17 protein-coding genes are annotated in these 13463 nt (G+C 30.8%); 7 read left to right on the top strand and 10 right to left on the bottom strand.

Annotated features, from left to right (window positions below):
- Nucleotides 1-297: 297 nt before the first annotated feature.
- On the top strand, nt 298-801 hold the full coding sequence (locus CLOCEL_RS01465) for a GNAT family N-acetyltransferase (protein WP_010075186.1): 504 nt from the start codon (nt 298-300) through the stop codon (nt 799-801).
- A gap of 80 nt (nt 802-881) precedes the next feature.
- On the top strand, nt 882-1484 hold the full coding sequence (locus CLOCEL_RS01460) for a sugar O-acetyltransferase (RefSeq protein WP_013291584.1): 603 nt from the start codon (nt 882-884) through the stop codon (nt 1482-1484).
- Between the two features lie 168 nt (nt 1485-1652).
- Here the strand turns inward: CLOCEL_RS01460 and CLOCEL_RS22150 are convergent, their stop codons facing one another.
- From CLOCEL_RS22150 to CLOCEL_RS01445, 3 genes are all read right to left on the bottom strand, one after another.
- Complete coding sequence (locus CLOCEL_RS22150) at nt 1653-1829, bottom strand: GNAT family N-acetyltransferase (RefSeq protein ID WP_010075188.1); 177 nt, start codon at nt 1827-1829, stop codon at nt 1653-1655.
- A gap of 364 nt (nt 1830-2193) precedes the next feature.
- Complete coding sequence (locus CLOCEL_RS01450) at nt 2194-2700, bottom strand: NAD(+) diphosphatase (protein ID WP_010075189.1); 507 nt, start codon at nt 2698-2700, stop codon at nt 2194-2196.
- A gap of 151 nt (nt 2701-2851) precedes the next feature.
- Nucleotides 2852-3361: a nucleoside deaminase gene (locus tag CLOCEL_RS01445; RefSeq protein ID WP_010075190.1), complete on the bottom strand. Its 510-nt coding sequence runs from the start codon at nt 3359-3361 to the stop codon at nt 2852-2854.
- Between the two features lie 369 nt (nt 3362-3730).
- Here CLOCEL_RS01445 and CLOCEL_RS01440 point away from each other — a divergent pair, with 369 nt between their 5' ends.
- Complete coding sequence (locus CLOCEL_RS01440) at nt 3731-4177, top strand: YbaK/EbsC family protein (protein WP_010075191.1); 447 nt, start codon at nt 3731-3733, stop codon at nt 4175-4177.
- Between the two features lie 83 nt (nt 4178-4260).
- Here the strand turns inward: CLOCEL_RS01440 and CLOCEL_RS01435 are convergent, their stop codons facing one another.
- Nucleotides 4261-4581: a rhodanese-like domain-containing protein gene (locus tag CLOCEL_RS01435; protein ID WP_010075192.1), complete on the bottom strand. Its 321-nt coding sequence runs from the start codon at nt 4579-4581 to the stop codon at nt 4261-4263.
- A gap of 353 nt (nt 4582-4934) precedes the next feature.
- Between CLOCEL_RS01435 and CLOCEL_RS01430 the strand changes: the two genes are divergently transcribed.
- From CLOCEL_RS01430 to CLOCEL_RS01415, 4 genes are all read left to right on the top strand, one after another.
- Nucleotides 4935-5774 (top strand): Cof-type HAD-IIB family hydrolase, encoded by an 840-nt coding sequence (locus tag CLOCEL_RS01430; RefSeq protein ID WP_010075193.1) that lies wholly within the window; start codon nt 4935-4937, stop codon nt 5772-5774.
- A gap of 28 nt (nt 5775-5802) precedes the next feature.
- Nucleotides 5803-6192: a VOC family protein gene (locus CLOCEL_RS01425; RefSeq protein ID WP_010075194.1), complete on the top strand. Its 390-nt coding sequence runs from the start codon at nt 5803-5805 to the stop codon at nt 6190-6192.
- Nucleotides 6193-6271: 79 nt separating this feature from the next.
- Nucleotides 6272-7141 (top strand): MurR/RpiR family transcriptional regulator, encoded by an 870-nt coding sequence (locus tag CLOCEL_RS01420; RefSeq protein WP_010075195.1) that lies wholly within the window; start codon nt 6272-6274, stop codon nt 7139-7141.
- Between the two features lie 146 nt (nt 7142-7287).
- Complete coding sequence (locus CLOCEL_RS01415) at nt 7288-8496, top strand: MFS transporter (RefSeq protein WP_010075196.1); 1209 nt, start codon at nt 7288-7290, stop codon at nt 8494-8496.
- Between the two features lie 249 nt (nt 8497-8745).
- Here CLOCEL_RS01415 and CLOCEL_RS01410 read toward each other — a convergent pair whose 3' ends face one another.
- The 6 genes from CLOCEL_RS01410 to CLOCEL_RS01385 form a co-directional block, all read right to left on the bottom strand.
- A complete protein-coding gene (locus tag CLOCEL_RS01410; protein ID WP_010075197.1) occupies nt 8746-9489 on the bottom strand; it encodes a serine/threonine protein kinase in 744 nt (247 codons plus the stop codon).
- Nucleotides 9480-9704 carry a hypothetical protein gene (locus CLOCEL_RS01405; RefSeq protein ID WP_010075198.1) on the bottom strand — a complete coding sequence of 75 codons (225 nt, stop codon included), beginning with the start codon at nt 9702-9704 and terminating at the stop codon, nt 9480-9482. Before CLOCEL_RS01405 ends, CLOCEL_RS01410 begins: the two co-directional genes overlap by 10 nt.
- Nucleotides 9705-10105: 401 nt before the next feature.
- On the bottom strand, nt 10106-10933 hold the full coding sequence (locus CLOCEL_RS01400; RefSeq protein ID WP_010075199.1) for a ferritin-like domain-containing protein: 828 nt from the start codon (nt 10931-10933) through the stop codon (nt 10106-10108).
- Between the two features lie 348 nt (nt 10934-11281).
- Complete coding sequence (locus tag CLOCEL_RS01395; protein WP_010075200.1) at nt 11282-11641, bottom strand: C-GCAxxG-C-C family (seleno)protein; 360 nt, start codon at nt 11639-11641, stop codon at nt 11282-11284.
- 179 nt (nt 11642-11820) lie between these two features.
- Nucleotides 11821-12135, bottom strand: coding sequence for a hypothetical protein (locus CLOCEL_RS01390; RefSeq protein WP_010075201.1), 315 nt, complete (start codon nt 12133-12135; stop codon nt 11821-11823).
- A 207-nt stretch (nt 12136-12342) separates the two neighbouring features.
- Nucleotides 12343-13461, bottom strand: coding sequence for a 4Fe-4S binding protein (locus CLOCEL_RS01385; RefSeq protein ID WP_010075202.1), 1119 nt, complete (start codon nt 13459-13461; stop codon nt 12343-12345).
- Nucleotides 13462-13463: the final 2 nt, after the last annotated feature.

The following is a 13463-nucleotide window of genomic DNA, read 5'->3' as shown; positions in this document are numbered from 1 at the left end:
TTAGCATATATTAACTACTACTTATTACAAATTCCCTACTATTAGGAAATAAGTTAACTTATAATATATACGCCACAATAAAGTCGCTTTACAACTTATCAAGCTTTGTGGCTGTAGCACAGAACTTTAAATGTAGCTTTATGATTAAAACTACATACAAAAATCTATTTACATATTGGAAAATCAATATGCCTTAGGAGAATTCTTTACTTAAAAACTATGTATTCAAAGTGAAAAATGAAACAGTCAAAAGTTTAAAGACTCTTATCACTAGATATATTAAGGAGAAAGATATAAATGACTATAGAACTTAAAAAAGTAAATATTGAAGATAAAGAAATTCTTAGAAACTTACTTGAAAAATATGATTATGAATTTTCACAATGGGATAATAGAGATGTGAATAAACTCGGCTTATATGGATATAATTATCTTGATTGTTATTGGACCGAGGAAAAAAGATGGGCATTTTTTATAGTTGTTGATGGGAACTTGGCTGGATTTGTAATGATAAATGATTATCCTGAAGTAGATGAGGTAACTGATTATTCTTTGGCAGAGTTCTTCGTAATGTACAAGTATCGTCGCTCTGGTGTAGGTAGGTTCGCTGCAATGAAAGTATTTGATATGTTTCATGGTAAATGGCAATTGAAAAGGCACCCTAAAAATATAGCCTCTGTTCATTTTTGGAATAAGGTTGTTTCTGAATACACAAAGAGTAACTATAAACTTATTGAATCATATCCTAATTCAGTCTATAATGATGGGACCTTAGGAGATATAATTTTATTTACAAGTTAGTTTCTACTAAGTAACAAGAATATTTCTAAATATCCTTAGTTATGGCTGTAGGTAGATATACTCATGATTAATAGAAAGGAATGAGAACAATAGAAACATATGAAAAAATGCACAGTGGGAAAATTTATGATTGTACCAATGAGGAATTAATGAACTTACAAACGAAATGTCTGGATAGACTTTATGATTTTAATGCAACTCGTCCTACTGAATATGAGAAACGTATAAAAATGTTAAAAGAAATGTTTGCTGAGTTTGGTGATGGTTGTTATATTGAACCTCCACTTCATAGTAATTGGGGAGGTAAACATGTACATTTCGGTAACAATGTTTATGCTAATTTTAATCTAACCCTTGTGGATGATACACATATTTATGTTGGTGATTACACAATGTTTGGTCCTAATGTTATCGTAGCAACAGCAGCCCATCCAATTACACCAGAAATGCGTATGCCTGTAACGCAGTTTAATAAATCAGTATATATCGGAAAAAATTGTTGGCTAGGAGCTGGTACCATCGTTCTTCCAGGAGTTACAATCGGAGACAATACAGTTATAGGTGCTGGAAGTGTTGTAACGAAAGATATACCAGCAAATGTAGTCGCTGTAGGTAATCCTTGCAGAGTACTGAGAGCAATTAATGATGATGACTGGAAGCATGGTCAAGAACTGTTGAAATAGACACAATGAAACATTTTGGTTGTTTATTTATAATCTTTTTAACAAAAGGATAGTTTGAGATTTTTCAAGTACAGTCTCGTTAAACCCCTTTTTTAAGTATAGTTTTTTAGCTCTTGGTGCTCTGTGCTCTACATTGATTGTAAGCACTGCAATCCCTAATTGTAGTGCTTATTCAGTGATATAATCAATAATCTCTGTTCCAATTCCTTTATTTCGGAATTCTTCTCTTACTACTAAATACGAAAGGTAAGCTCTTTTTGGTGGAACTGTTCTGTAAATATCTCCATTATCAAAAACAATAGAACCTCCACTAATAAATACCTCACTTTCAGTATAAACAAACATTTTATAAGGAAATTATCCCATACTCTCGTTTCCAAGATAAACTTCTGTTTCTCTATTATTATAAAGATTAATTATTTGTGATCGAAGCTTTGAAGGATATAGAGGCTCATTCATTAAGTTTTCAATAGGAAGCCATTGAAATCCTACTTGATTAGCATCTCCTTGTATCTTTGCATTCTCTATTTTTCCAATATATTCACATAAAAATACTAAATCAATTCGGTGGAATGCTTCTCCATATAAGCCTTCTATAACAAAAGCCTAGTCATATATTTATTTAACACCGTAAAAGAATTTCTTAATATCCTCATCTGCTGGATACTTAATGGAGTCAATCTCTTCTAGAATTCTTTATAGGTCATATTCAGCGAAGACTTTTTAGTAACTTCATTGAATTATCAAAATGTATCCCCGACATATTGTTGACCCTTGCAATATATTTATTAACTTCGTCAATTTCGCACCACATGATATCATCAACTTCATTAGAATTATTAAAGGGTTTTGCTTTTACAAAAGCAATAAAGCCAGCCATTATTAATTCATTTGGTCTAAAATAATAACTTTCCACATACTGCATCTTTTCAACTTCTTGTCCTGTTTCTTCTAAAACCTCTCTTATTACTGTTTCCTCTAATGTCTCCCCATTATTAACATATCCAGACACTACTCCCCAATGGGTTTTCGAAATGTAATTTTGCTTCAATAATAATATCTGGTTATGCTCATTAAGAATCAAAACTTCAACACAGCTTGAAGGGCTATCAAAATAAGGTCTATTGCAGGTAAAGCAATACCTTACCAAACCCTCATCACCAATATTCTTTTCACTAAGTTTTTCACCACATATAGGACAATAAATAAATTTCATGGAACATTTCCTTCTCCAATCTATACAAATATCAGCTATATCTATAGCTTTTAAAAATTACAGGCGGGATTGTCCACCTGTAATTCTTAACATAAAAATATTCTATAATTATTCCTTTCCAACACTTTCAATAAGTAAACTTCATTGGAACTTATTTTGGCTTTTCCCACTCAGTATTTAAAATTCCTCTTCCGATATTCCAACGAGCCAGTAAATCTCGTTGTTTATTCTCAAGATCATCATAAGGAGATGCAGTATATGTTATTGTATCAAATAAGTTAATGAAGTGAGGTCCTTCTTTAAATTTGCGAATACCACCATATTCATCATCGTCTGCAGCCCAAACTACTCTCTTAATTCCAGATAATAAGATAGTACATGTACACATCGGGCAAGGCTCACAAGTTGTGTAAAGTGTTAAATTATTTTTCACAAACCTCTTGTTTGGTATATCTAGTAATTTATGTCCAGCCTTCCTAATTGCATCTACTTCAGCATGAGCAGTACAATCTGATTCAGTAAAGACACGGTTCCTTCCTTTACTCACAATATTTCCATCATCATCTACAATAACGGCTCCTATTGGGTACGTTCCTTCTTCAAATGCTTGATTTGCTTCCTCAAATGCTAGAGCTAGATAATCATAATCAGACAACCTCATAATAGTACTCTCCTTTATGTAATAAATACTTATTTAGCCTCCTAAATACTTGTTCTTACTATATTATAACTTATTTCACTAATAATTTTCCATTTTTGGCACTAACTCAACACATAAGCTAACATTGATTGCAACATGAGTATTGTTATATAAAAAATGTATAATTTTACAATTTATTAACCAATATCTATTTAATACTATAGGATTTAATGTTATAATTAGGAAATATCAGATATAAGTTGCCCTAAAAAAGCTCATGGGGATATATTAATTTTCAAAGTTTCTGTAGATTTTTTATGATGTTTCAATAATGGAACTTATATAATATTGATTTATAAAAAATACGTAGTGGATGTAAAGGTGATTTTGATGAAAAATATAGAATATATTTTAGAAAAAGGTGGGTTTTCATTTGAAATAATTCATAATGATAAGCATATTTACACAGCTAAGGAAGGTGCTGAGTATTTTAATGTTCATATTGCTCAAATAGCACCAACCTTAATATTATATACTGCTGTAGGATTTTATGTGTTAGTTATATCAGGTGAAAGAGGTCATGTAAACTTCAAGGAACTAAAACAGTTATTAAATTGTAAAAATGTTAGATTAGCAAATAAAGACGAAGTTAAATCAGTAACAGGGTTTTCAGTAGGAAATGTTCCAATGCTTGGAATCGAATTACCGTATATAGTTGATGAAAAACTTCTTGAATTTCCTTTTGTTTATGGTGGCTTAGGTGAAGAAAATACAACCTTAAAGATTGATCCAAACGCTTTATTAAAATTGAATAACGTCATCGGGACATTACATTAGAGATATCTATTGCTTCTCTATTCTTAAAGCCTTTCAATATTGTATCAATAACAGAGTCTAATTTGAGAATGCCGTAAAAATAATTATTCTCGCTTTGTACCTGCATATGACCCCATTCCACCAGAAACATTAACAACATCATAGCCTTGCTTTGAAAGAACATTGCAAGTCTTTGAACTTCTTCCCCCTGACTGGCACATTATGTAATATTCTTTGTTTTTATCTAAATATTTATCTGGGTCCCCAAGCAATTCTCCCATTGGGATATTTTTAGAGCCCTTTATACTTCCACCTTTATATTCGTATTCTTCTCTGATATCAATTAGTTCTACCTTTCCAATTAAATTATCAATGTCATTAACGTTAATGGCCTTCCCATCATTTTTCTTTAGAAATCCTAACATAATTCGTCTCCTCCTATGTTTTCTAATTATATGTGTTTCGGTTAAAAATCTATGTTATTTTATCAAGATGGCATAAGTTGAATGGTGGACTACTGAAATTGAACTCCCTAATACTAACAGTTTGCCATTTTTTACGAAAAGCAGACATAAGTATATAACTATAGTTAAATTCCGTATTGCTAATATTTTGTCTCTATCTAAGTTTATCTATTCAATACATTTTGATAAGCTTGTTTCATTTTTTTCTTGCTATGATAATTATTTTTGATAGATATTATTCATTCTTTTCTTAGATTATTTATTTATAAAAATAGTATTAGTATAATCAAAGAAAAAAGCTAGGGGGATGTCATATGAATAACATAAAAGTAATTATTATGGATGTGGATGGTACATTAACTAACAGTAAAAAAGTAATTACTGAAAAGACTAAGAATGCTTTAATCAAAGCACAAGAAGCAGGTGCTATCTTAATTCTAGCATCAGGAAGACCTACATCTGGATTAATGGATTTTGCTAGAGAATTAGAAATGGATAAGAACCATGGACTTTTGGTTTCTTTTAATGGTTCTAAGGTTGTTGATTGTGAGACTAATAAGGTTTTATTTAATGAAGCCATGCGCATTGACCAAGGACAAGCGGTTCTTGAACATTTAAAGAAGTTCGATGTTAAACCTATGATTGATAAAAATGATTATATGTTTGTTAATAATGTTTTCAACAATAAAATAAATCACGATGGTAAAACTATTAATATAATTGAATATGAAGCTCGTGGTGGCAAATTCAAGTTATGTGAAAAGGATGATTTAGCAGCCTTTGCTGACTATCCATTAAATAAAATTTTAACAGCAGGAGATCCTGAATACCTACAAGAACATTACAAAGAAATGATGGAACCCTTTAAAGACACTTTGAATTGTGTGTTTACAGCGCCTTTCTACTTTGAATTTACTGCTCAAGGAATTGATAAAGCTAAAGCCTTGGATACTGTACTAATTCCTATGGGCTATAAAAAAGAAGAGATGATTGCATTTGGTGATGGACATAATGATATATCAATGGTTAACTATGCTGGTATCGGAGTAGCTATGGGTAATGCAGTAGATGAATTAAAAAACGTAGCTGATGAAGTGACCTTATCTAATGAGGAAGATGGTATTGCTTATACATTAAGTAAACACATAAAATGATATATTTTAAAATTGAGGATGTGTTAACATGAAAATTGAACATGTGGCTATATGGAGTAAAGATATTGAGAGATTAAAAAGATTTTATGTAGACTATTTTGATGGCAGTGCTGGAGATAAGTATACGAACTTAAGTAAAAACTTCGAATCATATTTTATTAACTTTCAATCAGGTGCTAGGCTTGAAATTATGCAGATGCCATCTATTCCTTTTAACTTAAATAATACTATTGATCAATATATAGGTTTGATCCACATTGCTATTTCCGTAGGCAGTATAGAGAAAGTTAATAAACTTACTGACACATTAAGAAATGCAGGTTGCAAAGTAGTGAGTGAACCTCGTCGTACTGGAGATGGCTATTATGAGAGCTGCATTTTGGACCCTGACGGAAATCGAATAGAAATAACAGAATAATAAAAAGAATAACATCTAGATAACTATGTCTAATGATGTACTTATTAAAATATTATATAATGTTCATGAGGTGATCTTTATGAACATTTTCAGTAAATTAAATAAACTTACAAACTTAACTGAAAACGAGAAAACATTAGTTAGCTATATGCAAGATAATCCTGAAGGTTTTGTGAAAATGAGTGCTCTTGAAATTAGTGACGCCTGCTTTATTTCAACTTCGACTATTTATAGACTCTGTCAAAAGTTAGATTTATCAGGACTATCAGAATTAAAAGTACAAATATCTCTGTCTATTAATGAGTATTTAAAAGAACAGAGTTCTTTAGATTATAACTATCCTATTAAGCAAAATGAAACCCAACATCAAATTGTATTGAAATTAAAGGAATTATATGAACAAACTTTAGTGTCTTCATTAAATTTAATAGACCTAGAACAATTGAGATTAATAGCTAATGTATTAAAAAATGCACAGCATATTGATTTTTACACCTCCGCTGGGAATATGTATTTTGTTGAGAACTTTAAATTTCAAATGCAAGAAATCGGAACCTTTATCAATGTTCCAATAGAAGAATACCATCAACTTTTAACAGCCTCTACCAGTGATGAAAATCATATAGCAATAGTAGTTTCCTTTGAAGGTAGAGGTGTAATAATAAAAAGAATAGCGGATATGCTAAAAGTAAATAAAACTCCAATTATTTTAATTTCTTCAACAAACGAAAATCCGCTTACTAAATATGCAAATTACCATTTGTATTTAAGTTCAAATGAAAATCACTTTAATAAAATTTCATCTTTTTCAACAAGATTATCCTTGTTATATGTTTTAGATTGTCTATATACATGCTATTTTAACTTAAACTACGACAAAAACGTAAGTTATAAGCTTAATGCATACAAAAAATTATCTGGTAACTTTAATAAAACTCCTGAAACATAATTCTGTAAGTTGTATAATTGAATCTATCTCTAAAAATAACTTGATACTATTAAAATCAAACAGTTTATGAAGAAACTTTATTGCAACATATATTACTTACTTTATGGAAATATGCTCTAAATTTTATATGTAAGGTGGAACAGTGAATGGTATTAACGATTTTATTAATCATAATTTATTTAGCATTTATCAGTCTGGGATTACCAGATTCACTTTTAGGTTCAGCTTGGCCTTCTATGTATCCGAATATGGGAGTACCAATATCTTATGCTGGAATTGTTTCTATGGTTATAGCAGGAGGAACTATTGTATCAAGCTTGTTCAGTGACAAGGTTATTAGAAAATTGGGAACTGGTGTAGTTACCTCTATTAGTGTGTTTATGACAGCAGCAGCTTTATTAGGATTTTCAGTAAGTACTGAATTTTATCAGCTATGCCTGTTTGCAATTCCATTAGGACTTGGAGCAGGCTCAGTAGATGCCGCTCTTAATAATTTTGTAGCACTTAATTATAAAGCAAAACATATGAGTTGGCTTCATTGTTTTTGGGGTGTTGGGGCTATGACAGGTCCAATTATCATGTCCTATTGCTTAGAACGAGGAGCTATCTTTCAGTTAGGTTATCGCACCGTTGCAATTATTCAATTCTCATTAGTAATAATATTAATAGCTACCTTGTCATTTTGGAAAAAAGCAGTGCCAACTACTAACCTTCAAGGCGATAAGAAAAATCCCAATGAAAAAGAAGTGGAACATAAAATAATAAGTAAAAGAGAACTTTTGAAACTGCCAGGCGCAAAACATGCATTACTAGCCTTTTTCTGCTACTGTGCCATAGAATCAACAACAGGTTTATGGGGAAGTAGCTTTGCAGTTATGTCTCATGGACTTCAAGCAGAAACAGCAGCAAAATGGGCATCTCTTTTCTATTTTGGCATTACCTTTGGCAGGTTTTTGTCAGGATTTATTACACTTAGACTAAATAACAGACAAATGGTTCGCTTGGGAGAAGCTTTAATTGCAGTGGGCATAATTATGATTATGCTACCACTTGGCCAAGTTGCTTCACTAATCGGCTTCATAATAACAGGAATAGGCTGTGCACCAATTTATCCAAGTTTGTTACATGAAACCCCAGCAAACTTCGGGGCGGAATATTCACAATCAATTATGGGAGTACAAATGGCTTGTGCATATGTGGGGACTACATTTATGCCTCCTCTCTTTGGTATTTTAGCATCATATACAGGCTATTCTCTTCTGCCGTTTTATACTGGTGGTATACTTCTACTGATGTTTATAATGATAGAAACGTTAAATAAGCGTGTAGATGCCAAGAATAAAATTAAGTCCTAGTCATAAGTTGATTAGAACTATCCTTATATTTTTCATCAACAAGAGTTGAACTACTCTTGTTTTTTTAATTGGCTCAGCAAAAGATTCCACATTGTTTTTGTATAAACTATGTGGAATCCTAATATTGAGGATACTTCACCTCGATATTATTTGGTTGAAATTCGACTTTGCATCTCTCGAATCCTAATGCTAAGGCTACTTTTATTTATCAAAGTATAGGTATCTCAACAATGTTGGCAGTACTCCTATCTATTTTGATACTATATCCTCTCGTGGAAATATTTTCTCAAAATCATGCTCAACATCATCTATGCTCATGTATTTTCTCTTAAGTCCCAAAAGTTTTTTCAAAAATATCAATTCCTTTTGACTTAATTCCAACTCTTCATACCAAGGTCCTGATTTCTTGTTTGTTCCATCAAAAGATGAGTAATATAGATGGATAAGTAGATGTCCTAAACAACGAAAATCTATATTCGGTATATACCTGTCGTTATCAACCAATCTTGCAAGACCAAAATCGATAAGATATACTTCATCTTCATCGATAACCACATTAGGTACTCTTATATCCCTATGTACTATATTCCTTTCATGAAGATACTTAATAATGTTTATAAGCGCTATTCCAACCTTATAGATCTCACATCGGCTAAACACATGTCCATCATCAAAAATCATCTCTTCTAAAGTTCTTCCTTTTTTATATTCCAAAACATATACATGTATTTCATCAGTTTTTATTACCTCTAATATTTTAGGGATGGCTGGATTATCAATAGATGAAAGTATTCTCTCCTCAAAAATAAGCTTATTTCCACTTTTTTTAATAGCATTAGGCTTGATTACCTTTAGAACATATTGCTTATCATCTAACTCTGCTAAATAACATATTCCAAAGCGACCTTCTCCTATGGTACTTAATATTTTATACCCACCAAGCAAAAAGCCTGGTGGATATATTTTCTTCTTAAAAAAGTCAATCATGACCATGAACTTTTATGCCTTCTTCTGTGATATCCATGATTGAAATGGTTATTATGATATGAACTATGAGAATGTATTCTATTATGTCCCCTAGCAGAACTAGATAACACCCCTAAAAGCCTAAGTAACTTCATGAAAAGCCCTTCTCTTCTGTAATAACCTCTACCTTGATGCATACCCCCATAGTGTCCTCTACCTGATGAACTTGAAAAAAAACTCATAACTCATCCATCCTTTCTTATTAATATATGTATATAAGTTCAATTGAAGTTTATAACCAAATAATTTTAAGTTAAAACCACATTTCATAGCTTTGGCTATTTAATAATATATCCATATTTAATAGAAAAAACTCACATGTAAAATTTAATGGCATATCTATATTTTTAAAACAAACTCTACGTTTAAAAAGCTTAAGTTCTTTTGTGGTAAAAAATAAAGAGGATAAACTAAATTTCTTGTTTATCCTCAGCTTGTATATTTATATAATTATAGACTTAATCTTAGCTTCAGAAATCCTCTGTTACAAATTTATATATTATAGATTTGCAATCATAAATTTTCATCTTATGAACTTCTATTTTTGAACTCTTACTTCCTAAATTCCTAGGTCACCTATATCCTATTGAAAAAAATATCTACTCATTTTACTAGCTACTAATAACTCGGACTCGCCAGTCTTTTCCCAATCTTGAACCTTATTAATAGCATCTTCTGGTTTCATTCCTAATCCAATAAGCACACCTGATAATACTAATACTTGATATAAGTGTTCGTTATTAGTATCCTCTTTCATATTTGTCATAGCATTTTCAACTACTGGCATAATATATTTTACCCATTCATCTGGAGTAAACTTAGATGTATCCTGCATAGCTCTGCTTGCATTTTCATATAAATCGTTATAAAGGTTACTCATATTCTCATTCATATTACCATTCATGTTGTTATTCATGCTGCCATTCTTATTGTTATTCTTATCCATATTGTTATTCATATTCTTATTCATGTTGATAGTATATAATAAGTTATATTTTGATGCATGCTTTAATTCATCTGTAATAATATCTGTTAATACGTCTATATATTGTCCTCTAGGAAGTTTTCTTCTGATATCTCTGTATTTTTCTACAGCTCTTAATTCGCCAAGTAATGCTCTTTTAATACCATCTAAATATGATTTAGGTCTTTTAAAGCTTTCTTCATCACCCTTTGAAACTTCTCTACCTGTTAAATCTTCATAGATTATTTTGTATATCCTATTATGTCTACGTTCATCATCTCTTATATCTGATATAATGTCTTTTTCTTCATCATCCTCTGCTTCATTTAGAAGATAATCATAAAATAATTCATCTTCTCTTTCTCCTTGAACTGCATCTTTTATTCCTTCAATTGCTTCTTTAAATAATTTGCTGTCCATCATTTGTTTACTTTTATTTTTTTCCATGATTTTTCTTAATTCTCCTAAATAATTATTCCCTACATTTTTATTGTATTAATGTTATACAAATTTGTGCATTTTTCTTCTCGTAAATTTTTTGAATTTTTTAAAAATAATTTGTAATAATATCAATTTATCTTATATCGACATTTTTTTAATGAGGGTGATAAAGATTTACTGGAGGCATAAAATATTAGACATGATTAAAATATCTAAATATAATGAAGCTCAAAACCAACCTCCAAATGATGTTAGTTTTGAGCTTCATTAATTTTGTATACTTTTAAATTTATTATACATTTCGATCTACACCAAAAACTTTTTTGGTAAGTGGATCAAGATATACTATAATTACTACTTTATATATTCTTTCATAACTTCATGAGCATACTCTATTATTTCTGGACAGGATACACCCTTACGTTTTAATTCCTTACATTCATAAGTACCATACTTTTCATTAACTTTATTCATAAATTCTTTTGCTGATACTCTTGCGATATTTTTTTCCTCTGCAGTTTCTCTTCCTTTTACTGCTCCTAATGCCATTAATGCTCCTGTGATTGCTCCACAAGTACTTGCTACTCCCATTCCGCCCCCAAAGGCGCTTGCCATTGCTACTGGAAGGTTTAGGTTTTTTTCTTCATTAACAGCCATTAATATGGACTCTGAACAATTATATCCTTGCTTATAAAACTCTACTGCATTACTCATAATTTAATTCTCCTTCTTATATATACTGTACTTACTTACGCACACTACTCAACTGTAAATGGTGCTTTTCACATAAAATAATCCCTCCAAAGTAGTACGCTTCTATATTTACCTTGTCTACTTTAAAAAGATCATATCATTTCGGCTTCCCTAAATTCACTTTTAAAGAAGATTGTTCACTATTTATCTGTCACAATTTTTAGTTCTTTAGTTGGTCCATCGTTAACATCTCTAAAGTTTGGGGATTTATAAATTTCATACCCAGATTCAGTCCCATTAGCAGTTATTCTATTCCATGCTATAACTTGATATCCCAACCCTCTGTAGTCTGTAGTTCCTCCGTCTTTATACAGATCCTTTTTAACAACAAAGATAGGTTTTTTATCTTGATTTACTAAATTTGAATCTATTCTATAAGTTATCCTTGGTGCCAGAATAGCTACAGAAATAATAAGTATGGTTATTAATAGATAAATATATTTTCTTTTCTTCAAAGCCTTCTGCCTCCTTTTTAAATTTCACAATATTCTACAACTTTAATTTACTGTATGTAGTGTTAATGTGCTTACTATGTTGAATATATGAAAATTATAGTATATTTTCGAACTTGTATCAAATTTCAACATTTATTTAAAACATAACCTTAAGTAAAAAATGCAGACTGCATATCTGCATTTTTTACTTAGTTTTTATTATTAGTTTTATTTCTTTAGCTTTTCCTTAGCTTCTTCAACTTCAAAATCAGGAATAATATCTTTAATTTCTTTCAGCTTAGTATCTTTAGGAACAGAATTTGGTAAGTCTAATTTTTCATAGACCTGGTTTAAATCTAACTTTAATCCAGTAGCTATTTCTTCTAAGGTCATGTATCCTTTTATTTCTTCTGGTGTCAATTTTGTTTCAGAAGTTATCTTAGAAGGTGTAACTTGATACATGCCTATAACCTTAGTAGCACCTATAGCACCAAAGAATATTAAAAGTACTAATAATATTACAATTGCTGGTTTAACTGATTTGTTTTTAACTTTGTATTCTAACGTACCTTTCTTTGGACAAGAAAGCACACAGCTTTGGCAGCTTATACATTCAGCAGATTTTATTTCTTTAGCTTTAGAAACCTTTATATTCATTGGGCAACTCTTGCTACACAAGTTACAGTTAACGCAGGAGTTCTCATTTCTTACTATCTTTCCTAGACTTAGTTTTGAAATTAATCCGTAAAAGGAACCCATAGGACAAAGGTATTTACAAAAGAATCTATCATATAGTAATGATCCAATTAGAATTGCTATTAGTATAATAAAACCTATTAGATACTCTTCAAAAAGAGCTGATATACCTTCACTTATATGTCCATATGCTGCCCAAGGATCATATGGATTCACCCATAAACCTGCTGTTTTCCATGCAAAATAAAGAGTTACTGCGAGAACAACATATTTCAAATATCTCATTGGCTTGTCTATCTTTTCTGGAACAACAAATCTCTTCTTAAATATCTTTTTACCTATAATTCCAAAGAACTCTTGAAGTGCTCCAAAAGGACAAATCAACCCGCAAAAACTTCTTCTAAAAATTAGTGCTATTGCTACTGATATAACTAAAATAATAAGTGTACCCGAGAATATTTTTTCCACAAAAGTTCCGCTAAACATCACTTGATACAATGATTCTAAAGCTCCATATGGACATAGTGCGTGTATTGATGGAGCTTCTCCACCACCTAAAACTTGATGAAGATAAGTCTCAACCGTAATGTGTATTAGAAATATACCTAGTAGAACATATCGTAAATTTTTCAATATCTTATTATTTTTCATTT

Origin of the sequence: Clostridium cellulovorans 743B (assembly GCF_000145275.1) — a bacterium.
GTDB classification, from domain to species: Bacteria; Bacillota; Clostridia; order Clostridiales; family Clostridiaceae; genus Clostridium_K; species Clostridium_K cellulovorans.
Note: the sequence above shows the minus strand (reverse complement) of the source record. Positions and strands in the feature narration are given on the sequence as shown.